This window comes from Priestia sp. FSL H7-0729 (assembly GCF_038005685.1).
In the GTDB taxonomy this organism is placed as follows: Bacteria; Bacillota; Bacilli; order Paenibacillales; family Paenibacillaceae; genus Paenibacillus.
Window position 1 is genome coordinate 23,014 of the sequence record NZ_JBBOTQ010000003.1, and the last position, 21,950, is coordinate 44,963.

Sequence of the window (21,950 nt, forward strand, 5' to 3'; positions counted from 1 at the left end):
CGTCAGATGACTGCCGTTTTTCTTCCATCGATATTGGTTAAACCCGGACGACCAACAGAGTAGTATTGGAAGGACGTAGCTCGGATCTGATCTTCTCCGTAGATGTTTCTTCCATCAATCAGGATGGGTTGATTCATATGTGCTGCCAACTCAGTCAGATTAACCTCCATGAACTCTTTCCATTCGGTCAGAACACAGAGTGCATCTGCGCCTTCCGCCGCGTTCAAGGCACGCTCTTCCCACGTAATGGAAGGGGAATCCACCTCTTTGCGGAAGTTCTCGGTAGCGATGGGATCATACGCACGAATCACTGCCCCCTGCTCAAGCAAACGCTGAATGATCTCAATCGCCGGCGCATCACGAACATCATCGGTATCCGGCTTGAAGGCGAGCCCCCAGATCGCAATCTCCTTCCCTTCGAGTGAGCCCAACGCGTCTTCCAGTTTGCGAATGACGTTGAAGCGTTGATCCTTGTTCACTTCCACTACGGACTTCAACAGTTTGAAGTCATAATCCACATTACCTGCAATTTGAATCAGAGCTTGTGTATCCTTAGGGAAACAGGACCCTCCGTAACCAATGCCTGCCTTGAGGAAGGAAGCACCGATTCGTCTGTCATATCCCATCCCCTCAGCAACGCGGCTGACATCTGCGCCTACTTTTTCACAGATGTTAGAGATTTCGTTGATAAATGAGATCTTGGTTGCCAGGAACGCGTTGGATGCATATTTAATCATTTCTGCCGAGCGGATATCCGTAACGATAATCTGATCGGTTAATGGCTGGTGCAGCTCCTTCAGTGTGGCAACCGCCCGTTCGCTATGTGTACCAATGACTATCCGGTCAGGATACAGTGTGTCCTGCACAGCGGTACCTTCCCGCAGGAACTCAGGTACCGATGCCATATCGAACGGATGATTCGTCAAACTGCTGATCCATTCCTGAATGCGATCGTTGGTTCCGACAGGAACAGTGCTTTTAGTCATTATTATTTTATAATTATCCATATAAGAACCGATTTCTCGCGCGACAAGCTCAATATAGCTCAGATTCGCTTCGCCATTCGGCAGGGACGGCGTTCCGACCGCGATGATAATGATATCCGAACGGCTGATGGCATCCTGAATGTTGGTCGTAAAGGTTAGCCTTCCTGCCTTCATATTGGCATTCATAATGTCCTTCAGACCCGGTTCATAGATCGGAACATGACCGTCCGTCAGCATATTCACTTTTTCCACATTATTGTCGACACAGATCACGTTATTTCCCAGTTCCGAAAAACATACGCCTGAAACCAATCCTACATACCCTGTGCCAATCACCGTAATATTCATTCCATAATCTCCCCCATGTCCTAATGTGTTGGTTACGCGTGCTTCACATATGTCTGAACAATGTCCTGCCATTCGGTAGACACTCTAACGATGTCTTCCTCGATCAACTGGCTGCCGATCTGTACTTCAATGATGTCCAGTTCCGTAACGGCTCTGACGGAATGAAGCATACTCCGGTCAATGACCACCGTATCGCCCTGCCCGATCATTCGGCTCTGCCCATCCAGAATCAATTCCCCTGTTCCCGATACAACCGTCCATACCTCATTGCGGAGCAAATGATATTGATAACTCAGGTTTTTCCCGGCACTGATGCAGATTCGTTTGGTGAGCACCTCGCCGCCAGTTTCATTTCTTGTATAATCCAGAACTCGGTAGCAACCCCACCTCCGCTCCTCATACATGGGACGTTGATCCTCATTCTTCAAAATTTCCTTGATGCGTGGACTAGCCTCTTTGTCACTGACCAGAATGCCATCCGGACTTACAGCCACCACGACATCCGACAGGCCCAATATCGCGACCGGAATGTTCAATTCATTGACCAGGTGAGTATTCAGAGAATCTCCTGTGATCCACCCTTTTCCCACAACCGAGGTTCCCATCTCTTCCGTGAGTGTGTTCCATGTGCCCAGATCCTTCCAAAATCCATCATAAGGGATGGCAATAATCTGATTCGCCTTCTCGACGACCTGGTAATCAAAGCTGATCTTGTTCAATCTTCCATATTGCTTCAGCATCTCGTCATACTGGATCGGCAGTTCCATCTCAATCAGCAGATTGATCAAGTAACCCAGCTTAAAAGCAAAAACCCCGCAATTCCATAATGCGGCCTGCTTCATCATGAGGACCGCATCGGATTCGCAGGGTTTCTCCTGGAACTTCGCTACATTCACGTATTCATTGTTATTTTCACTGGAAGATAGGGATTGTGGAATGATGTATCCGTACTTCTCTGACGGATACGTCGGCACAACTCCCATTAGGGCCAGATCGGCACCTGACTTATCGAGCATCTCCGGCAAGGTTGCCAGAACCTCAAAGAATTCTTTTTCAACAAAAGGATCTACTGGCAACACTGCAATCGTCTCATTCAAACTCACACTCTCTACGGAATACAGATAGGAAGCTGCGAGTGCAATGGCAGGAAATGTGTCTCTGCGCTCAGGCTCCACGACCAGTCTCACATCGTCTCCCAGCTGAGAAGTCAGAATCTCGACCTGTGGCAAACTGGTTGCAATCAGCGCCTCTGATGCCAGGCCCGCATGATTCAGCTGTCGCCATACCCGCTGTACCATGGATTCGGGACTTCCTTCTGGTCCATGAAGCACTTTAAGAAACTGCTTGGATCTGGAATCATTGGATAACGGCCAGAGACGCTTGCCAGAACCACCGGATAACAGAATACTTCTCATAGGGCTGCACCATCCGACAATACAACCTTGCTTGCAGCCTTGCCGGTCTCCGTTTGCTTGTTATATGTGCTGGTCTGATTGGATTCAAGTCTGCCCACTGGATTGCTCTTGGTCCAGGCTGCATAATAATTCGAGTTCTTGCCATATGAATTATCCAGCAGGATGTTCGGTTGATCCAGGAGACAGGCCAGAATATGTCCATGCAGACGGGATGTCGTGATGGTTTGGTATTTATTGAATTCCTTAATGGCCGTATGTACCATCCGATCAGAGTATTTGTACCACAACCAGCGGGCGAAAGTGCTGCCTTTCCCTGACTTCAACCGGGATGTAATCATGCGAATGATCTTCCGGTCTACCCGGTTGTACAATGTCTCCCAGTCTTTAAACGTAGCCTTGGGTCCACTGACGGATTCGTAATGCACCTGATTCTGAGTCTTCTCAATGTCTTTACGGAAGAAATATAACATCTCTGCAGTAGGCTTGCTTTTGGACTTCAGTGGCCACAATTGATGCGCCATATCCGGGGATAGATACACATTGGTTTGTTGAAATTCTTTACTGGCTATTTCATAAGATAAGGTATCCCGGACAAAAAAGTGCACATCCTTATGACGGCTAAACACCTGGGCTGTCTTTTTCAATTCAATATCACTTTTATAGAACATCGTCTGAGGCAGAATCACAATCCGGTGATTTGGATGCTGGGCAATCATACGTTCTCTCAGTTTCTGATGGGCAGGGTACAGATCACCAAAGTTACCTCCCCCGTGCAACACAATTGTGATGCCATCCGGAACCTTGAGAGACAAAGGGCAATCCAGAATGCTGTATCTGGCACGTACTTGAATATCATTGTCCCGGAAGAAAGCCTCAGTACCTTTCATAATCAACAAGTCGCCACCATTGCTATGCACCGGGTAATCCAGATAATAGATCTCGGTACGCGGTGGAATGACCTTCAAAATCTGACGTAAATGTCCCTTCAACTCTTCCATTGGATGAATATTGTTAGTGCCCAGCATCTCCATCTCCTCCTTGGGTGACTCTTCTTCTTTTTTTGTTTAACCGTTCATAGAGGAACGGCAGATCTTCCTTGTCATAGAACATGGCTGCAAATTTCACCTTGAATACAATCTTCATCGCGGCCACAGTGACTACCATGCGTACAATGGAACCAATCAATAAGGCAATTGCAATTCCGTTGAGGCCCCACAACGGGGTAAATACAAAGAACAAAGCCACCGTCACTGATAAAGCAATCAACTGTCTGATCATCACAAGCCCTGGTCGACCAAGTGCATTGAATGCGGATGCCAGAATCCAAGATCCCCCACCGATGATGCATTCCACAGCCAAAATATAAAATGCAACACTCGCTTCCAGGAATTCGGAGCCAAACAGAAGACCCATCAGGTAGTTCCCCACAAACATGGTTGGTATCACAATGATCATCATGACCATGAGCGAGATACGGAAGGCTCTGCCAACTGTTCGAATAATCTGCTCTTGGGGCAATCCGGTCACTTTTGGAAAAACAACATTGCTAATCGCCGTCTGAACGGCATTGTAGATTCGGGATAACGCAAATACGACGGAATACAGTCCAAAATCACGCGGGGTGAGCAAAGCCAAAATAATGATTTTATCGAACTGGGTATACAGCGTTCCTAACAATTCAACGCCATACACCTTGCTGCCATAACCAAAAAGCTTCTTGGCTGAGCTCCGGTCCACCCGATCCTTGAACCATCTCAGTCTCAATTCATTACGGTTGGCATAGATGGCCCACGCCACCACGGAGAAGCTGGTTACAAAATAGATCGCAGCCGCGAGCTGAATGCTCAGCATGCCCAGGCCCCACAACACAAAAAGCCCGCCTACATTAAACAGGGGGATCATTAATCGAATGCCATTATAGACAGCGAATTTCTCCCGACTCTGCGAGAGGGCTGATATGAGATTGATGACGATAAGTACCGGAACGGTAGAAATCGTATACCATCTGGAGATCTGCACAACCTCTGGCGGAAAGCTGGAGAGCCAGAAGGGTAATCCAAACCAGGCCACAATACCAATGATGATGCACACTGGAACCTGAAATAGAAAGCTTAACCGAACATACTGCGCACTCTTCTCGGTTGCGCTCTGTTTGATGTTATAAATGATAGACGTGGGTAGTCCGAATCCCACCAATCCGGTTAATAGCGCAGGCCAGAACAGGATGGCCGAGAATGCGCCCTTTCCCTCTACACCGAACATGCGTGACGTCAAAATGGAAGACAGCATCGTCAGTGTCATGACCAGCAGATTGGTTCCACTTGTCTGAAATATGGCACTCATTAAGCCGTTTCCTCTGAATACTTTGCGAAGTGCAACTTGCGCCATAGCGATCCTCATCCCTTACTGTTTTGACGAAGCGACCCGACGATCATGCCGTTTCGGTAACATACTTTGGCAAGCTGACGTGTGAACCGATCTGCATTATAGATGTAGATCAGCGCCGTAGTGATCCCTTGCGCCAGCTTGATACCATGTTTGGCTGTACGCACAGCACCACGATCCTGATCACGAATGGCATCACTCACACCCTGCCAATAGATTCGGCGCAGAAACCAGTTCTTCGTCGTTCGCTCTTTGGCTACTTTGTGTTGTACCGCACCATACGGCGTGTAATATACCTTGAACTTTGTTCGGATTCTTGCAATTAACTCACTCTCTTCACTGGAGAGAAGATTGTTGCCCACTCGTCCAAGGTCTTCACGGAAGGGGGCCAATTGATCAAAGACGGACAAACGAAAAGCCACATTCGCACCAAATGGAATATAGGGACTTTTCATTTCAGTGACTTCATCTGCAAAATCCAGAATGGTGAACAGTGACCTGTTCTCGGGTGGAATCCACATCGGTTCCGGTACTTCCCAGATCGGATCAATCTTGCCACCGACACACCCGATATTTTCATTCATCTCAAATACGCTAACGATCTGGCGAATCCAGTCCCTGCAAGCAAAGGCATCATCGTCAAGAAACAGGATATACTCGCCGCGCGCCTCGTGAATGGCCCGGTTACGGGCTACAGACAAGCCTTGCTTTTCTTCCAGCACATACCTAATCGAATGATTCTCATGCTGCAAGATGGTTTGCAGTACAATTTCCCGTGTGTTGTCCTTCGAATTGTTATCAATGAGTATGATCTCATAGTCGCTGCTTGCATAATTCTGTTGTATTGCACTTCGTATGGCCTCAACCGCATCATGTGCACGGTTATACGTACAGATCGCCACGGTTACCTTCATTATTTCATCCCCATATTGTTCAATTAGGCCCACCCTAATCTGCACTAACTGGAGTACAGGGTAAGTGTCCTTTGGGCAATCACTGGCCAATCCAACCGCTCTAACGCTTTGACAAAACCACTGCCTTCCTGAAACTCCGATTGTTTTAAACGGATCATATTCATCGCTTTAAGCAATCCATCCGGGTCCGAAGGTTCATAGAGTACTGCACAATCTTCGGGCAGGTATTCCTCCAACAAGCCAATCCGTGGTGCCACCACCGGTTTGTTGAAGGTCAATGCCAGAATCGCACTGCCAGAAGTTGCAATCTGCTTGTATGGAAGAATGATCGAATCGACCGCATCAAAATAGTCCGAATATTCATCATCTTCAATAAAATGAAAATGGGTATGAATATGTCCGCTCTCGAGAAATTCTTCACCGAGATCGTAGTCCTTCACTTTCTTACCGGCAATCAACAGATGGGCCTGATCCGAATCCAGCTCCTTGAATGCCTCCAGCAAATCATCCACACCCTTGTACGGTGACACCTGACCAAAGAACGCATACACATAACTATCCTCCGGGATGCCAAACCGGGAACGGATATTCACGCCTTTTCCCTGATACACACCCTTGTAATGTCCATGCGGAATAACCTCGATCCGGCTGGAATCAACCCCAAACGTCGAACAGATCTCAGAGATCAGGGGTTTGCCCATAACAATCAGCTTGGAGCAGTTTCGGACCAGTATTTTTCTCATCCAATAATCGAAGCGCGTCTTGCCACTGTTGTGAGGCCAGATGTTGTGCACCGTCCAGAACAATTTGACACCGCGCAAACGTGCAAAACAAATCATCAATACATATAGAATGGATTTGATCACGGTTGACAGCACCGATGAACCTCTGTAATAGAAGCTGGGCCAGTGAAAATGCAGCACATCATTTTTTTTCAGTTTGATTAGATCTTTTTTGGTAAACTGCTTTACTTCCCATCCCTTGTTCTCAATGGAATCGGATAACAGCTCATTGAATTTATTGTTCTCAATCATCTTGGGCAGCATATACACCGTCGGATTTTCCATCCAGGCACCTCTTACTTTAGTTTCATTCGCACAGGTTCCTCTGTATATGTTCCAACTGCGCGTCTTGCATGAAATCTCATTAGAAATCCTTGCATCATAATTTTGGTATTCCGCTTGAGCAGCACCCAATCTTTCCACCAGGGATACAGCGACAGTGCTTTTTTCAGATAAACATTATTGCGCAGCGTATTTCTCGACCATTCGAGCATTCGATAATGATGTAATTGGCGGCGCTTCTGTTCCTTGGACATGTCGTTGTAGTATTTCAAAATAATCTTGCGTTGGCCTTTGTACTTGGCTGTTGTAGAGGTTGAAATGCGCGGTCCACTATGGATGTTGATATCCACCAGCGGTTCTTTCACATTCACGGCGATGTAGCCTCGTTTCAATATGCGCAGATAAAAGTCATAATCCTGGGCGGATGTCAGATTTTCATCAAATCGAACTTCACGGGCAAGAGAAGTAAGCACCATGATTTTGGACGTTTCCCCGATCCAGTTGAATGTAAGCAGATCCTCATACCGCACAACATCACGAGGCTCCACCGACAATTTCCGTTTGACCACTTGATGCTGCTCATTCGTATATGCGAGATACTTGCTGCAAAAGGTGAATGATTCCTTTGTTCTTTCCAGCACTTCCGCCTGGGTTTTGATTTTGTCGGCCATCCATTCATCGTCATCATCCAGGAATGCAATGTACTTGCCATTGGCATGGGATATCCCCACATTCCGTGCATGATTGGCTCCTTTCGGATATGGAACCCGGATGTACCTAATTCGCGAATCTTCCCGTGTCCAGGCCTGACAGATTTCTGGCGTCTGGTCTTCTGAACCATCATCCACAATGAAAATCTCCAGGTACGGATGTGTTTGCTCCCGTACACTTCTCAACGCATTTTTCAATAACTCGGCCCGGTTATGGGTCGTAATGATGCAAGATACCAAGGGGTTCATTTCATCACCTTTTCCTGTTCACTAGGATACCTTCACTTGAAGTGCATCATATATTCCTGATAATCTGCCCACGAGAAGATTCATATCGAATTTATCCGATATAATCGCTCTGTTATATGAACCCATTCTTGCTCTAACCTCTTCATCCATGATGAGATATTCCAGTGCTGATGTTAACCCGTGCACATCTCCCGGCTCGATTAACAGCCCATTATGACCGGATGTAATCACTTCGGGGATGCCTCCGACGGTGGTCGATATAATGGGCAAGCCACAATTCATTGCTTCAAGTATGGCCATAGGTAATCCCTCATGATAAGAAGGCAGGACCAATAGATCCGCTTCCCGCATCAGCTTTTCCTTTTGCTCTCCGTTAATCCAGCCGAGTACGTTGACACAATTCTCAATTCCATACTGCTGTACAAGTGCTTTGACTTCTTCGACTTCGCCATCCCCGGCCAGATTGAAGTTGGCTGTAACGCCCAGCGCCTTCAATTGCTGAATGGATTGAAGCAGATCGTAGACTCCTTTTCGCTCACCCAGTCTGCCCATAAAGAGAGCATTCACGGATGCCTGTTGTTCTCTGGCAAACGGTTCTTTGACAAAGACTCCGTTATAGAGCACCTCAATGGCTGTCTCCGGCACAATAGTAGCAAAGTATTCTTTCCACGTCTGGGATAAGACAATCAACTTGTCTGCCTGATTCAGAATGTAGTGACAATACTTGCGCTGCAGCGTGAATTGATTGTAGAACTCATCAAAGCTGGCCGCATGAATATGCAGAATAACTGACTTTCGAAACAACTTTCGTGCCGTTAGCAGAAATAGAGACTTCCGATAAAAGCTCCCGTTGTTCGCCATATGAATATGCACGATATCCGGCTTGAACGTGTACAGCTTCATCCAGAATTGAATGAATCCCCGTATAAAAATAAGCAGCCGTGAGAACACGCTGCCCGTAATATACGTTTCCACCCGTTGCATGGCATACATATCAGAGATGGAAGAATCCTCAATGTTTTTGATGACACTCACAATTCCGCCCATATCCTTCAAGGATGATCCAACAACCAATACTTTTGGTTTCATGATAGACTCCTTTTTTCATGGTTAATCTTCAGACCACTTACAGACTATTCACGTAATTTTTAATGGATGAGATCAGATCAGACTGTTTTCTCACATAAGGCTGGAACGTTAGCTCCTCTATGCAAGGAACCAGTTTTTGCAATTCAGCCTGACTCTCCGCAACAGCCACATAACCGTTGTCCTGAAATACCTTGGAAATTTCAAGCTGATGGTCGTCCACATGCTCGCCCCATTCTTGTCGGCGTGGAATGACGATCACCGGCTTGCCTCGTTCAAGACAGTTCGTGATGGAGCCGACACCCGCATGGGAGATAATGCATCTGCTGCGCTCCACATATTCATTCATCTCTTCCTGGGTAAGGAAAGGGATCGCAGTGAAATTTCGTGGCTGATAATCGGTATATCCGGATTGGGCGACAACCTCTTCTTCAATGATTCCCGCCTCAATCGCCTCATCAATCAGCTCAAACATTCGATTAAAGGGAAAACGCTGGGTTCCAACAATAGCAAATATCAAAATAAAGCCCCCCTATACTTCGCATTGGGATAGCTATCCTGCAACGTTTCCCATTGAATGAAGAACTCATCCGAGATCTTGTACATCAATCTCCCGGTTGCGCTGGAGGAATAGATTTTGGCATAACTTTCGATATAAATCAGCTTGGCACCGAAGATTTTACCGATGAGGCAAAATGGATATGTGGCCCCTGCCCCTGTCGTAATGATCACCTTTGGACGCTCGCGCAGATATAAAAAGAATGATTTGATAATGTTAGCCATAAAAATCAGCAAAAACATCGCATTCTTACGCTCTTGCTGCATTAAGAAGTATATTTTGCCTTGAGATGAATCTACTTTTCTGCTTTTGTTCGTCTCGGTAATCAGGAAATAATCATGCTCTTCAACCGCCGGAATAATCTTGGTCAATTCATCAAAGTGACCGCCTGTAGAACTGATCAAACAGACCTTCATGTTCTAATCTCCTTTGAAAAGGATGCGTCCTTGGCTCGCTGCACTTGTATATCCACTTCTGCTTCAGCCCTTGACTTGGAGTGTGCTCCTTTTCCCGTAGCATATAATGCGTTCAGGAAGATACAGAATGGAGCAATCAGATGAACGGTGGACAGGGTATTGTCAAAAAAGGAGTAGGTCAGGAAGCCGATAATCATACCGGCAAAATACAATCGGATCATGCCGCCCAATCGGAAGTACACAGACCGGAACACCAGAAGCAGCGATAGAAACAACAGGATAGCTCCAACTAATCCGCCATCGTAATAAAAACGAATGTATTCATTATGCGGAACGACGAATCCAGAAAAGATACTTCCATCATTAGCCACGAGAGTTGAGCCGAGCCCACGTCCAAATATCGGATACTCATTCGCTTTGCCAATGAAATAATTCCAGGCTACATCCCTTCCCGACAAGCCTTTGCTCTCTGACCTCATCTCATAATTGTCCCACTGCGCAATCACCATGTAGGCCACAGCCACAACGAACAGAATGAGAGGAATAACAGCACTGACTCTGCCTTTGACAAAGGCTTTCAGTTGATCAAACAGATAGACCAAAATAATCGGAATAAGCGCAATCAATGGTCCCCTTGTTCCTGTCTGGACCAGAATGACCAGATGTGTCAAGGTAAGCATGTAATACAGAACAACCTGATGGCCTTGCTTGATCTGAATCAGACAGACGCAGATCGAAATAAAACACAACATGGCCAGATGCGCGGCGATGTTGGCTCCCTGTAACCGGGTTACGCCCGACATCTCCAGGTTAGTAATGGACAATATGCCGGCCAGCTGAAAGATATAACCACCAGCAAGACTGAATAGCGGCAACCATGCAAGTACACGTATAATTCGTTGACTGATCTCTCTTGAAAAATGCGGCATCAGCAACAAAAAAGGAACAATGACTCCCAGAAAGGCCTTGAATGGATCCAGTGGACTAACCTTACTGGGCAGATCAGATAGAAAATAACTCTCTACAAATAAAAAAACAATCGCCAGAGCAGGATATATCAGATCTTTTCGAATACCAAAGCGTAAAAATAGAGAAATGACAAAACCCAGGATCGCCAGCTTGTAGAAAGACAGCGAATCCAGTCCTGCCAGATGAATGCTAAATATCTTATCAATCGACAATGAAAAACTTACAATGAGAATCATAAAGATCCAGCTGGGCTGTTTAATATAAACGCCCAGCAGAATCACAGCCATGAGTGCAACAACCGAAACTAGCGGAAGATAGATTGCTGCGAAGATAATTACCAGCGAAAAAAGTATGATATTAAACGACTTCATATTCCATGCAGCAAGTATACCGGTCTTTTGCATATCTGCTATGCCACCTCAAAGCCAGAATCGTGTTTCAAAACGCATCCTTGGAACCCACCAGCACCTTGAACGTTCTGAAGATAATTTTGATATCCACCATCATGCTGCGTTCACGGGCATACGTCAGATCCAGCTCTACCATTTCTTCAAACCCAACACTGTTTCGACCGCTCACTTGCCATAATCCCGTACATCCCGGGATCATCTGAAGACGTTGTCTGTCATAGGAAGTGTAGTTCTTCACTTCTCTGGGCAGAGCCGGTCTGGGTCCAACAAGACTCATCTCTCCTCTGAACACGTTCCACAACTGCGGCAGCTCATCCAGACTGGTTTTCCGAATGAACTTGCCTATGCGGGTAATGCGGGGATCGTTTTTCATTTTGAACATATTCCCATTCACTTCATTCTGATCAATCAGCTGTTCCAGCAGATCTTCAGCATTCGCAACCATGGACCTGAATTTGTACATATGAAACTCTTTCCCATTCTGACCGACCCGGACCTGACGAAAAAAAACAGACCCCTTCGGGGCCTCGATTTTGATCAATAATCCAATGACCGCAAACAAGGGGCACAAAATGATCAAACCTATGAAAGAACCCAGCAAATCGAGCATTCTTTTCATAAATAGATACACTTTATCCGCATTTTGCCCTGACATGGTTGATGCATTGTACCCCAGACTTGGGTCCATAACAATCTCCGCTTCCTTCGTTTGGGGAGATGGACTCATTCAAACTCCCCCCCGGCTGCATGTTCTACCGACTCTTTTTCCAGGATATGTTGCAGAGCTTGCAGCATTGGAATTCTAAGTTCCTGTTTTTGCAGAGCGAAGTCGATGGTTGTCAAAATGAATCCCAGTTTCTCGCCCACATCATACCGTACTCCCTCAAAATCGTAAGCATACACTCCTTGTGTCTCATTTAAACGCTGAATCGCATCTGTTAATTGAATCTCTCCCCCTTGACCAATCTCTTGTTGCTCCAGATGTTCGAAAATCTCTGGACTCAGTACGTATCTCCCCATAATCGCCAGGTTGGAAGGCGCTGTGCCTTGGGCAGGTTTCTCTACGAACCTGAGAACCTCTGTTAAACGGCCATCCGATTGAAGCGGGTCCACAATACCGTATCTGTCTGTTTGTTCAGCAAGTACGGTCTGTACGCCAACAATGGAATGTTGAACCTGATCATATTGATCAATCAATTGTTTGGTGCATGGCACTTCCGATACGACGATATCATCTCCGAGCAACACGGCAAAAGGTTCGTCACCGATAAAGTTACGTGCACACCAGACAGCATGACCAAGTCCTTTGGCCTCTTTTTGTCTTATGTAGTGGATATCCACGTTAGAGGATTTGCGAACCTCTTCAAGAAGGCCCAGCTTCCCTTTTTCCAGCAAGTTGTGTTCCAGTTCAAAAGCATTGTCGAAATGATCTTCAATCGCACGCTTCCCTTTACCGGTTACGATGATAATGTCTTCAATTCCAGAGGCAATGGCTTCCTCAACGATATACTGTATAGTTGGTTTGTCCACAATAGGGAGCATTTCTTTGGGCATCGCTTTCGTGGCTGGCAAAAAACGTGTACCCAGTCCAGCTGCAGGAATGATCGCTTTTCTCACTTTTTTCATAAATACCACCCTATCCTCTTTTTTTAGTTTGATAAAAGTTGAACCAGGGCATCTAACCCGTCCTCACGTCATACCTTCGACGATTAACGTCTAAGGTTCACAGAACCCACAGCATGACCGAGTGCCTACAGTGATAAAGGTGCAGTAGACATTACCTGTTAATCTGGGAACATTAGATGAAAGTTTTACTTCTCTCCGTAGCCCACCGGAACTGCAACGTTTTTGATATTGTTCAGGATGGCGCCCAAGACTCGTGCATTTACATGCTCCAGAGCTGCCTTGGTCTTCTTCACCAATTCCTTCTTGACCTTGCCTGAGTTCACGACGAGCAGGACACCATCACACAGCGAACTCACAATGAGCGCATCCGTTACTGCGAGCACCGGTGGTGTATCAAACATGATGACATCATATTGATCCTCTAATTTCTCAATCAGCCTTTTCATCCGATTGGAACCGATCATCTCGGAAGGGTTCGGCGGAATCGGGCCAGAAGTGAACAGTTGGAGATTATCGATATAACTCTCTCTGAGCACTTCTTCCACACTGTACTGATTAGAGAGCACACTGCTAAGACCGATATGATTGGGTACGGAAAACACCTTGTGCAAGGAAGGGTTACGCAGATCGGCATCAATCAGCAGAACTTTTTTGCCTTCCTGGGCATAGGTTACCGCCAGGTTGCTAATCGTGGTGGTCTTGCCTTCGCCAGCTTCGGCCGAAGCCACCATGATCTTTTTAATATGACTGTCGATCGAGGAGAACTGAATGTTCGTTCGTAATTTACGGTATCCCTCCGAAATTTGAGATTTGGAGTTAAAATAGGTCACCAGACTGTTATTTTCATTGGTTAGCCGTGACATATGTGCCATCCCCCACTTTCTGTTGAGATACATAATTTTTCGTATTTTTCAGATCATCTTTTTTCATTTTGGATATCACGGTAAGCACAGGCAGGCCCAGCTCTTTTTCAAGTTCGGTTTCGGATTTGAATGTGTCATCCAGGTAATCCAGCAGGAATACGAGTGCAATCGCGAGCACCAGACCTGCAAACAGGCTGACAATGATGCTTAATGTAGTTTTCATATTGATTGGAGATGCGTTACTATCCACTTTGGCTTCACTCAGGATAGCCACATTATCGATTTTCATGATTAGGGGGATTTGAGATTGGAACACATTGGAGATGGCATTGACCGTTTTTGCGGCTTTTTCGTAGGTAGTCCCTTGTACAGTTATGCTCATCACTTGGGATTCGCTGGCTGTAGAGACGGAGGTGCTATTCATGAGCTGAGCAGAGGTTAAGCCCAAGTCCGGATACGTGGTAGCGACTTTATCCATAATGGCGGAAGATTTAATAATCTCTCTGTACGAGTTAATGAGTTTGATGTTGGTTTGAATCATGCTGAAATCCATCATCGCCTGACCTTGAACGGTAGAAGTCTGGTTCACGATCAGTTTGGAACTTGCCTCATAGATGGGCTGGGTGAAAAATATGCTCTTAACCCCTGCACCTACACCCGCTATCAAAGCAATTGCAACAATCAACCACAGTTTCTTTTGTAAAAGTCGAATATATCCTTTCAGTTCCACTTTCATTCCTCCTATACGTTGTGATCTATCCTATGTAACTACCAGATGGACAGTAGCCATTTGCGAGGTTTCCAGCGTTCAGTGACCAGACACGAATTCGATAGGATGTGCGACGCGTTCTCAGCCAGCCTCTTCACGGCTTCAGCTCCAAAACGACGCTCAATGACCCGCTCTCCTTCACTTATGGCAAAAGTCCTTTTGCACGTATCATGTGCATCTGATGAAATGAAATGAAACCCGTTTTCTTTACAAAAATGAAAACACCACTGCCGAACTTTCCGTCCGAAAAGCCCAGTGAAAGATTGAGCAGTGAGCTGACATAGTCCGCCCTGACTCAAGTAATCAGCCAACAACTTTGGCTTCTTCAAAATGATACGATTGCGTTCCGGATGAGCAATAATAGGGGTAATTCCCGCTATTCGTAATTCATGCAGTATCCTGGGGAACTGTGAGGGAATATGACCAAAGGGCAGTTCCAGCAACATGTAACGACTTCCGGCGAGTGTGCAGCACTTTCCTGCATATAAGTCTCCAATCAGGTTGTCATGCACCCTGATCTCCTGTCCGGGACGGATCTCCAAGCGAATGTTACGTTTGCGAAGTTCTGCATGAAGCAGATTCACGGCTTGATTGACCACCATCGGTTCATTGTTGTATTGCCCGTTCAGGTGATGCGGAGTAGCAATAATGGAGGTAATTCCAGAGGCTGCCGCCTTCTCAGCCATCGCAACGGACTGCTCCATTCGAACAGGACCATCATCCAGACCGGATAATATGTGGCAGTGCATTTCAACCATATCCAAACTTCCTGAAATAGTATGAGCCCCCTCGCCCCTTTATTCATTGCGCAAATGCTTTTGGTGTTAAAGAACTAATGCATAACGCTATGAAATATAGTAAAATGGCGTTAAGTACATGTTTTGTTCAGAAAATGTTAAGAATCAACTTGGAATTATATGGTGAAATCAATGTAATGATAGGGTTCCTGCAGAGCCTTCTGTTCTGTTGCCTTTTCATACTGAAAACGGGAAACCGTGGGAAACTGAACTTCAGTAAGCATTGTGTTTAACTGTCCAGTTATATATAGTTTCTGTTCGTGCTGAATATGCAAGTTTGAATGATACATTGTGAGCTCTCCGAAGGGCTGTTTCCATTGCAACCTTGCTTGAAGTCTTACACATACATGATGATCTTCAACATCTAAACCAATCAGCATCTCTGATGATACTGGCAAGTTCAGGTCGCTCAGGAAGGTGATTGCTTGAGTGTCCATTCCAAGTAACAGAACAGGGCGTCTTTTGCGGTCTACCATTTTCCCATGAAACTCCTGAATGTACATATGGACATTTAATTTCATATCAGCCCATTCCTGAATTATTGAATACATGGTTTCATTCCTTTAGAATGGATTAGCCTACATGGACTGCATCTTCTTCCTTCTCACAGGTATATGGTCCAGGCAACAAGGAGATACTTAAAATATTCCAAATGATACATTTTGTAACTCCATACGTCCAATTTACGATACAATACGTATCATGTCAAGCGGTATTTGGACATGGTTCTTTTGATTTACGACAATATGAGATGTCCTTAGACAGACCTATTTACAAAATGGAATTGGAATAAAAGAAACGCATGAGGGGTTACTCATTTGCAGGAAAGCTGCCCTGATCAAAAACTTGGCTCAGGATTGTTTCAATATATATTTGATGTCGTTCAGGGGGAAATAGCTTATGAGCTACGGAAATCGCATTGCTGAATTACGGGAACAGCGGGGACTTACTCAAGAAGAACTTGCGAGCTCCATTCATATTACCAGAGCTGCTCTATCCCACTACGAGAAGAACCGACGTAAACCGGATTTCGAAGTGTTAACAAGACTTGCTGACATCTTTGATGTGTCTATTGATTATCTTATAGGACGTACGAAGCAAAGCGATGTCGTGATGGATGAAGACGTACGGGAGTTCGTTGATACATTGGAGTTATCGGACAAAGAAGTGTTGGAACGCTTCGATCTGATGATTGATGGAAAGTCCTTGACGGAAGAAGAGGCACGTCGTTTTATTGCATTTGTCCGCATGGAACGCAGCATGGACTAAACCCGAAAAAAGGACCCAGTTCCCGAGAGATGCTATCTCTGGCTTCTGGGCTTTTTTTTGTGACCTAATTCCCTCCATTCCATAGTTATCTATTGTGTCAAGGACGCTTGTTGTTGACGGAGGATATGAAATGGTTCCAACGCTCCGGGTCGATTCCGCATTGCAGTAAAACTTTCATGATGTCTATCTGGGTTGCTTCGACTTGTTTACCTGTCGGCCTACGATCGTCCCTGTTTGGATGCTTCATATTCATTCCGCTAACCTCTCTTATCTATATACTTTCCCTGCCCTCCAAAACTAGCCTTATTATACTTGAGAACGTTCCGTGATGTTGTCGTCTCATGACGATAACGTTTTTTGAAGGGGTTCTAATTTTGTCGAAAGCCAAATAGGAGCTATATGGTGCCAAAATGGCAACCATATAGCTCCTATTATTCTTCATACAACCTGTTCATGCACTTTCATCTTAGAACAAGGACGTTATTAGCCCCCAGCACGTGCAAGTTCACGCATATTCGCTTCAAACGCTGCAAGCAGTGCTGCTTCTCCAGTCAAGCCTGTCGCCTGAACGCGTTCAATCTGCTCTGTCATACGCTTGAAGTCTTTCGGAATAACCCGAACGAACTGGTTCACTGCATCTTGCCAGTTATCCAGAATACGCTGACCAACAGCACTTCCCGTATTGGCAACATGACGTTGAATCATGCCACGCAGATCTGCACTTTCGGACACATCTTCGATACGCTCCAAAAGAACCATTTCCAGATTACAACGTTGCAAGAATGTGCCTTCTGGATCATACACATAGGCAATACCTCCGGACATCCCTGCTGCAAAGTTACGACCTGTATCGCCCAGTACAACGACACGTCCACCTGTCATATACTCACAACCATGGTCGCCTACACCTTCAACGACGACTTTGGCGCCGGAGTTACGTACAGCAAATCGCTCACCCGCAATACCACGGATATACGCTTCACCACTTGTTGCGCCGTAGAGAGCCGTGTTACCGATAATGATGTTATCTTCGGCCTCAAACGTTGCTTTCGGAGAAGGCATCACGATCAGCTTACCTCCGGACAGTCCTTTACCTACGTAGTCATTGGAATCCCCTTCAACGGTCAAGGTCATGCCTTTAGGTACAAAGGCCCCAAAGCTTTGTCCGGCAGAGCCGACAAATTTGAATTTAACTGTATCTTCAGGCAATCCTGCGAGTCCGTATTTACGTGTGATCTCACTACCCAGAATGGTACCTACTGCACGGTTAACGTTCGTAATTGGAAGCACCGCTTCAACCGGTTGACCGGATTCAATAGCAGACTGTGCCAGTGGCAGCAATTGCTGCATATCCAGCGTTTCTTCCAATTGGTGGTTCTGATGCTGTGTACGGTAACGTGCAGAGCCTTCCGGCATTTCAGGCACGTGCAGCAATACAGACAGATCCACACCTTTTTTCTTCCAGTGATCTACGGCTTCTACCGTTTCGAGGCAATCTGTACGTCCGACCATCTCCTGAATCGTACGGAAACCAAGATCAGCCATGATCTCACGCACATCTTCTGCGACAAATCGCATGAAGTTAACCACATGAGCCGGATCACCCATATAATTTTTACGCAACTCCGGATTCTGTGTTGCTACACCAACCGGACAGGTATCCATTTGGCAAACACGCATCATGATACAGCCAAGTGCAACGAGTGGTGCTGTAGAGAAACCATACTCTTCAGCTCCAAGCAATGCTGCAATCACCAAGTCACGGCCGTTCAACATTTTGCCATCTGTTTCGAGTACGACGCGATCACGCAGATTGTTCAGCATCAACGTTTGATGTGTCTCAGCAAGCCCCAGTTCCCACGGCATACCCGCATGTCGGATCGAACCTTGCGGAGATGCACCTGTACCACCGTCATAACCGCTGACGAGGATAATATCGGCACGTCCTTTGGCTACACCTGCCGCAATGGTACCCACGCCCACTTCCGATACCAGCTTCACGTTGATCTCAGCACGCGGATTGGCATTTTTCAAGTCATAGATCAGCTCTGCCAGATCCTCGATCGAGTAGATATCGTGATGCGGCGGTGGCGAGATCAGACCTACACCTGGTGTTGAACCCCGGACTTCAGCAACCCAAGGATATACTTTGCGTCCTGGCAGTTGTCCGCCTTCACCCGGTTTTGCTCCCTGTGCCATTTTGATCTGAATCTCGTCGGCATTAACCAGGTAGTTCGAAGTAACACCGAAACGTCCGGATGCGACCTGTTTGATCGCACTGCGACGGGAATCCCCGTTACTATCTTTAATGAAGCGAGCCGGATCTTCCCCACCTTCACCCGTATTGGATTTACCTCCAACACGGTTCATTGCGATGGCAAGATCTTCATGCGCTTCTTTACTAATCGAACCGAAGGACATTGCACCCGTTTTGAAACGACGCATGATATCTTCTACGGATTCAACTTCTTCAAGTGGAATGGAAGCTCCAACCGGTTTCAGTTTCAGCATGGAGCGAATGGTCAACAGTTGATCATTCTCACCTTGCACAAGTTTGGAATATTTTTTATACAGCTTGTAATCCCCGGTACGAACTGCGTGTTGCAACGTATGAATGGTTTGCGGATTGAACAGATGCTCTTCTCCGTCGTTACGCCATTGATAATCGCCACCGGAATCCAATACTTTGTCGTTACCGTCTTTTTCCGTAAAGGCACGGTTATGATGTGTCAGCGCTTCGGCTGCCACTTCTTCCAACCCAATTCCACCGATACGGGAAGGTGTCCAGGTAAAGTAACGGTCAACGAAGTCTGATTTCAGACCCACCGCTTCGAAGATTTGAGCGCCACGATACGATTGAATCGTAGAAATCCCCATTTTGGACAAGACTTTAGTAACGCCTTTGGTAGCTGCTTTAATGTAGTTTTTCACTGCTTTCTCATGCGAGATACCACGCAGCAACCCTTGCTGAATCATGTCATCCAGCGTTTCAAAAGCCAGATAAGGATTCACGGCACTTACACCGTAACCCAGCAGCAACGCGTAGTGGTGAATATCACGCGGCTCTGCGGATTCGAGCATAATGCTGACTTTTGTTCTGGTTCCCTGACGAATCAGATGGTGATGCAGACCTGCTACTGCAAGCAATGCAGGAATCGCAGCATTCTCTGCGTCCACACCGCGGTCAGACAGGATCAGAATGTTATGACCTTTGTCGATGACACGGTCCGCAGCTTCGAAGAGCAAATCCATTGCTTTGCGAAGTCCTTCTGCTCCTTCCGCAGCGGTGAAGAAGATCGGAATCGTCATGGAGCGGAAGCCCGGGCGACGCACATGACGAATCTTCGCAAAGTCTTCATTGGACAATACCGGTGTATCCAGACGAATCTGGCGACAGCTCTCCGGTTCAGGGTTGAGCAAGTTACGCTCAGGACCAATCGTTGTTGCCGTAGACGTTACAATCTCTTCACGGATTGCATCGATTGGCGGGTTGGTTACCTGCGCAAACATCTGTTTAAAGTAGTTGTACAGACGCTGTGGACGATCCGACAGGACAGCCAGTGGTGCATCGTAACCCATCGAACCGGTAGCTTCCATACCTGTTGTTGCCATAGGCTCCAGGATTTTGCGCAGTTCTTCAAATGTATAACCATATGCCAGCTGAAGCTGGGTTACGTTATCATGTTTTGGATCAGGCAGTTCCGGTGCTTCCGGCAGCTCGCTCAGATCCATCAAATGCTCATCAAGCCAATCCTGATACGGATTCTCGGCTGCAATGATTGCTTTTACTTCCTCATCCGCAATGATGCGGCCTTGTTGTGTATCCACAAGCAACATCCGACCTGGACGCAGACGATCTTTGTACAGGATCTCTTCCGGTGCGATATCAAGTACCCCAACTTCTGAGGAGAGGATAATACGGTCATCTTTGGTTACATAATAACGAGCTGGACGCAATCCGTTACGGTCAAGTGTTGCACCAATTTGCAAACCATCTGTGAAAGCCATTGCTGCAGGTCCATCCCAAGGCTCCATCATCGTGCTGTGATATTCATAAAATGCTTTTTTGGCAGGGTCCATGCCCTCATCTGTGCTCCAAGGTTCAGGAACCATCATCATCGCCACGTGTGGCAAGGAACGACCGCTCAGATACAGGAACTCCAGCGTGTTATCGAACATCGCTGTATCGGAACCATCCGGGTTAATGACCGGTTTCACTTTGGCGATGTCGTCACCAAACAATTCACTCTCGAACAAAGATTGGCGTGCATGCATCCAGTTCACGTTACCACGCATCGTGTTGATCTCACCGTTGTGGATCATGAAGCGATACGGGTGGGCACGTTCCCAGCTTGGGAAGGTGTTCGTACTGAAACGGGAATGCACGAGTGCAATCGCAGATTCCACGAGATCTTGCTGTAGATCCAGATAGAATTCTCCCACCTGTTCCGTTGTCAGCATGCCTTTGTAAACAATTTTGCGACAAGACAAGCTTGACAGGTAGAATGAACCGCCTTCTGCTTCATCTGCCGAATATCGAATAGCCAGCTCAGCGCGTCTGCGAATAACATACAGTTTACGTTCGAATCCAAGCTCATCCTTCACTTCTGCTGATCTTCCAATGAACACCTGACGTACATAAGGTTTCGCTGCAAGTGCAGAACGGCCAAGCATTTCATCAAAAGTCGGAACATCCCGGAAACCAAGGAACGTCTGTCCTTCTTCTTCAATAATCTTCTTGAGGCTCTCTTCGTGCGCACTACGGATGGCAGGGTCTTGGGACATGAACAACATTCCTACACCATAGAAGCCCTGTTCAGGTAATGCAAAACCAAGACGTTCCGCTTCCTGTGCAAAATAACGATGTGGGATCTGAATCAGGATACCTGCTCCGTCACCGGAGTTCGGCTCACTTCCCTGTCCTCCACGGTGTTCCATGTTACTGAGCATGGTCAGTGCCTGACTAACGATATCGTGTGAAGGCACTCCTTTGATGTTGGCAACAAAACCCATTCCGCATGCGTCTTTTTCGAACTGCGGGTCATATAGACCCTGTTTTGGAGGTAATCCGATGTGTCTCATGGAACGCAACCTTTCTATAATGAAGTATTTCGG

The 21,950-nt window shown here is 46.5% G+C and carries 20 protein-coding genes; 1 reads left to right on the forward strand and 19 read right to left on the reverse strand.

The features are described 5' to 3' along the window. Window positions 1-2: 2 nt before the first annotated feature. The 17 genes from MHH93_RS09185 to MHH93_RS09265 all read right to left on the reverse strand — a co-directional run bounded on the left by MHH93_RS09185 (window position 3) and on the right by MHH93_RS09265 (window position 16,042). On the reverse strand, window positions 3-1,334 hold the full coding sequence (locus MHH93_RS09185) for a UDP-glucose dehydrogenase family protein (protein WP_500053792.1): 1,332 nt from the start codon (window positions 1,332-1,334) through the stop codon (window positions 3-5). 32 nt (window positions 1,335-1,366) lie between these two features. Continuing rightward, complete coding sequence (locus MHH93_RS09190; RefSeq protein ID WP_500053793.1) at window positions 1,367-2,749, reverse strand: sugar phosphate nucleotidyltransferase; 1,383 nt, start codon at window positions 2,747-2,749, stop codon at window positions 1,367-1,369. After that, a complete protein-coding gene (locus MHH93_RS09195; protein ID WP_500053794.1) occupies window positions 2,746-3,774 on the reverse strand; it encodes a polysaccharide pyruvyl transferase family protein in 1,029 nt (342 codons plus the stop codon). Before MHH93_RS09195 ends, MHH93_RS09190 begins: the two co-directional genes overlap by 4 nt. Continuing rightward, complete coding sequence (locus tag MHH93_RS09200; RefSeq protein WP_500053795.1) at window positions 3,761-5,137, reverse strand: lipopolysaccharide biosynthesis protein; 1,377 nt, start codon at window positions 5,135-5,137, stop codon at window positions 3,761-3,763. Before MHH93_RS09200 ends, MHH93_RS09195 begins: the two co-directional genes overlap by 14 nt. Window positions 5,138-5,145: 8 nt before the next feature. Continuing rightward, window positions 5,146-6,048, reverse strand: a complete 903-nt coding sequence (locus MHH93_RS09205) for a glycosyltransferase (RefSeq protein ID WP_500053796.1) — start codon at window positions 6,046-6,048, stop codon at window positions 5,146-5,148. Window positions 6,049-6,092: 44 nt separating this feature from the next. Further along, window positions 6,093-7,115 (reverse strand): glycosyltransferase, encoded by a 1,023-nt coding sequence (locus tag MHH93_RS09210; RefSeq protein ID WP_500053797.1) that lies wholly within the window; start codon window positions 7,113-7,115, stop codon window positions 6,093-6,095. Window positions 7,116-7,126: 11 nt separating this feature from the next. Further along, window positions 7,127-8,071, reverse strand: a complete 945-nt coding sequence (locus MHH93_RS09215; protein WP_500053798.1) for a glycosyltransferase family 2 protein — start codon at window positions 8,069-8,071, stop codon at window positions 7,127-7,129. 21 nt (window positions 8,072-8,092) lie between these two features. Next, window positions 8,093-9,160 carry a glycosyltransferase family 4 protein gene (locus MHH93_RS09220; RefSeq protein WP_500053799.1) on the reverse strand — a complete coding sequence of 356 codons (1,068 nt, stop codon included), beginning with the start codon at window positions 9,158-9,160 and terminating at the stop codon, window positions 8,093-8,095. Window positions 9,161-9,197: 37 nt separating this feature from the next. Next, the gene (pssE, locus tag MHH93_RS09225) at window positions 9,198-9,677 is read right to left on the reverse strand and encodes a PssE/Cps14G family polysaccharide biosynthesis glycosyltransferase (protein ID WP_500053800.1); all 480 of its coding nucleotides are present in this window, start codon (window positions 9,675-9,677) and stop codon (window positions 9,198-9,200) included. Then, the gene (pssD, locus tag MHH93_RS09230) at window positions 9,674-10,132 is read right to left on the reverse strand and encodes a PssD/Cps14F family polysaccharide biosynthesis glycosyltransferase (protein WP_500053801.1); all 459 of its coding nucleotides are present in this window, start codon (window positions 10,130-10,132) and stop codon (window positions 9,674-9,676) included. Before pssD ends, pssE begins: the two co-directional genes overlap by 4 nt. Continuing rightward, complete coding sequence (locus MHH93_RS09235; protein ID WP_500053802.1) at window positions 10,129-11,505, reverse strand: O-antigen ligase family protein; 1,377 nt, start codon at window positions 11,503-11,505, stop codon at window positions 10,129-10,131. Before MHH93_RS09235 ends, pssD begins: the two co-directional genes overlap by 4 nt. A gap of 34 nt (window positions 11,506-11,539) precedes the next feature. Further along, on the reverse strand, window positions 11,540-12,238 hold the full coding sequence (locus MHH93_RS09240) for a sugar transferase (protein ID WP_500053803.1): 699 nt from the start codon (window positions 12,236-12,238) through the stop codon (window positions 11,540-11,542). Next, complete coding sequence (galU, locus tag MHH93_RS09245) at window positions 12,235-13,137, reverse strand: UTP--glucose-1-phosphate uridylyltransferase GalU (RefSeq protein WP_440387376.1); 903 nt, start codon at window positions 13,135-13,137, stop codon at window positions 12,235-12,237. The genes MHH93_RS09240 and galU overlap by 4 nt, the downstream gene beginning before the upstream one ends. A gap of 185 nt (window positions 13,138-13,322) precedes the next feature. Next, window positions 13,323-14,000 (reverse strand): CpsD/CapB family tyrosine-protein kinase, encoded by a 678-nt coding sequence (locus MHH93_RS09250; RefSeq protein ID WP_500053804.1) that lies wholly within the window; start codon window positions 13,998-14,000, stop codon window positions 13,323-13,325. After that, window positions 13,981-14,730, reverse strand: a complete 750-nt coding sequence (locus MHH93_RS09255; protein WP_500053805.1) for a YveK family protein — start codon at window positions 14,728-14,730, stop codon at window positions 13,981-13,983. Before MHH93_RS09255 ends, MHH93_RS09250 begins: the two co-directional genes overlap by 20 nt. A 38-nt stretch (window positions 14,731-14,768) precedes the next feature. Then, window positions 14,769-15,527 carry a tyrosine-protein phosphatase gene (locus MHH93_RS09260; protein WP_500053806.1) on the reverse strand — a complete coding sequence of 253 codons (759 nt, stop codon included), beginning with the start codon at window positions 15,525-15,527 and terminating at the stop codon, window positions 14,769-14,771. 155 nt (window positions 15,528-15,682) lie between these two features. Further along, window positions 15,683-16,042 (reverse strand): hypothetical protein, encoded by a 360-nt coding sequence (locus tag MHH93_RS09265; RefSeq protein WP_500053807.1) that lies wholly within the window; start codon window positions 16,040-16,042, stop codon window positions 15,683-15,685. Window positions 16,043-16,466: 424 nt separating this feature from the next. On the opposite strand from MHH93_RS09265, the gene MHH93_RS09270 reads away from it, so the two are divergent. Further along, a complete protein-coding gene (locus MHH93_RS09270; protein ID WP_047841965.1) occupies window positions 16,467-16,835 on the forward strand; it encodes a helix-turn-helix domain-containing protein in 369 nt (122 codons plus the stop codon). Between the two features lie 97 nt (window positions 16,836-16,932). Here the strand turns inward: MHH93_RS09270 and MHH93_RS09275 are convergent, their stop codons facing one another. Together MHH93_RS09275 and gltB are read right to left on the reverse strand one after the other, a co-directional pair. After that, window positions 16,933-17,088: a hypothetical protein gene (locus tag MHH93_RS09275; RefSeq protein ID WP_500053808.1), complete on the reverse strand. Its 156-nt coding sequence runs from the start codon at window positions 17,086-17,088 to the stop codon at window positions 16,933-16,935. Between the two features lie 230 nt (window positions 17,089-17,318). Further along, complete coding sequence (gene gltB / locus MHH93_RS09280) at window positions 17,319-21,917, reverse strand: glutamate synthase large subunit (RefSeq protein WP_500053809.1); 4,599 nt, start codon at window positions 21,915-21,917, stop codon at window positions 17,319-17,321. Between the last annotated feature and the right edge of the window lie 33 nt (window positions 21,918-21,950).

Bases quoted from the DNA above. Each gene is read 5' to 3' on its own strand.
- MHH93_RS09265 (WP_500053807.1), bottom strand. From the start codon at position 16,042: ATGGTAGACCGCAAAAGACGCCCTGTTCTGTTACTTGGAATGGACACT.
- MHH93_RS09210 (WP_500053797.1), bottom strand. From the start codon at position 7,115: ATGGAAAATCCGACGGTGTATATGCTGCCCAAGATGATTGAGAACAAT.
- MHH93_RS09260 (WP_500053806.1), bottom strand. From the start codon at position 15,527: ATGGTTGAAATGCACTGCCACATATTATCCGGTCTGGATGATGGTCCT.
- MHH93_RS09235 (WP_500053802.1), bottom strand. From the start codon at position 11,505: ATGCAAAAGACCGGTATACTTGCTGCATGGAATATGAAGTCGTTTAAT.
- MHH93_RS09275 (WP_500053808.1), bottom strand. From the start codon at position 17,088: ATGAATATGAAGCATCCAAACAGGGACGATCGTAGGCCGACAGGTAAA.
- MHH93_RS09215 (WP_500053798.1), bottom strand. From the start codon at position 8,071: ATGAACCCCTTGGTATCTTGCATCATTACGACCCATAACCGGGCCGAG.
- MHH93_RS09220 (WP_500053799.1), bottom strand. From the start codon at position 9,160: ATGAAACCAAAAGTATTGGTTGTTGGATCATCCTTGAAGGATATGGGC.
- MHH93_RS09200 (WP_500053795.1), bottom strand. From the start codon at position 5,137: ATGGCGCAAGTTGCACTTCGCAAAGTATTCAGAGGAAACGGCTTAATG.
- MHH93_RS09205 (WP_500053796.1), bottom strand. From the start codon at position 6,048: ATGAAGGTAACCGTGGCGATCTGTACGTATAACCGTGCACATGATGCG.
- galU (WP_440387376.1), bottom strand. From the start codon at position 13,137: ATGAAAAAAGTGAGAAAAGCGATCATTCCTGCAGCTGGACTGGGTACA.
- MHH93_RS09190 (WP_500053793.1), bottom strand. From the start codon at position 2,749: ATGAGAAGTATTCTGTTATCCGGTGGTTCTGGCAAGCGTCTCTGGCCG.
- gltB (WP_500053809.1), bottom strand. From the start codon at position 21,917: ATGAGACACATCGGATTACCTCCAAAACAGGGTCTATATGACCCGCAG.
- MHH93_RS09185 (WP_500053792.1), bottom strand. From the start codon at position 1,334: ATGAATATTACGGTGATTGGCACAGGGTATGTAGGATTGGTTTCAGGC.
- MHH93_RS09195 (WP_500053794.1), bottom strand. From the start codon at position 3,774: ATGCTGGGCACTAACAATATTCATCCAATGGAAGAGTTGAAGGGACAT.
- MHH93_RS09240 (WP_500053803.1), bottom strand. From the start codon at position 12,238: ATGAGTCCATCTCCCCAAACGAAGGAAGCGGAGATTGTTATGGACCCA.
- MHH93_RS09250 (WP_500053804.1), bottom strand. From the start codon at position 14,000: ATGTCACGGCTAACCAATGAAAATAACAGTCTGGTGACCTATTTTAAC.
- MHH93_RS09270 (WP_047841965.1), top strand. From the start codon at position 16,467: ATGAGCTACGGAAATCGCATTGCTGAATTACGGGAACAGCGGGGACTT.
- pssD (WP_500053801.1), bottom strand. From the start codon at position 10,132: ATGAAGGTCTGTTTGATCAGTTCTACAGGCGGTCACTTTGATGAATTG.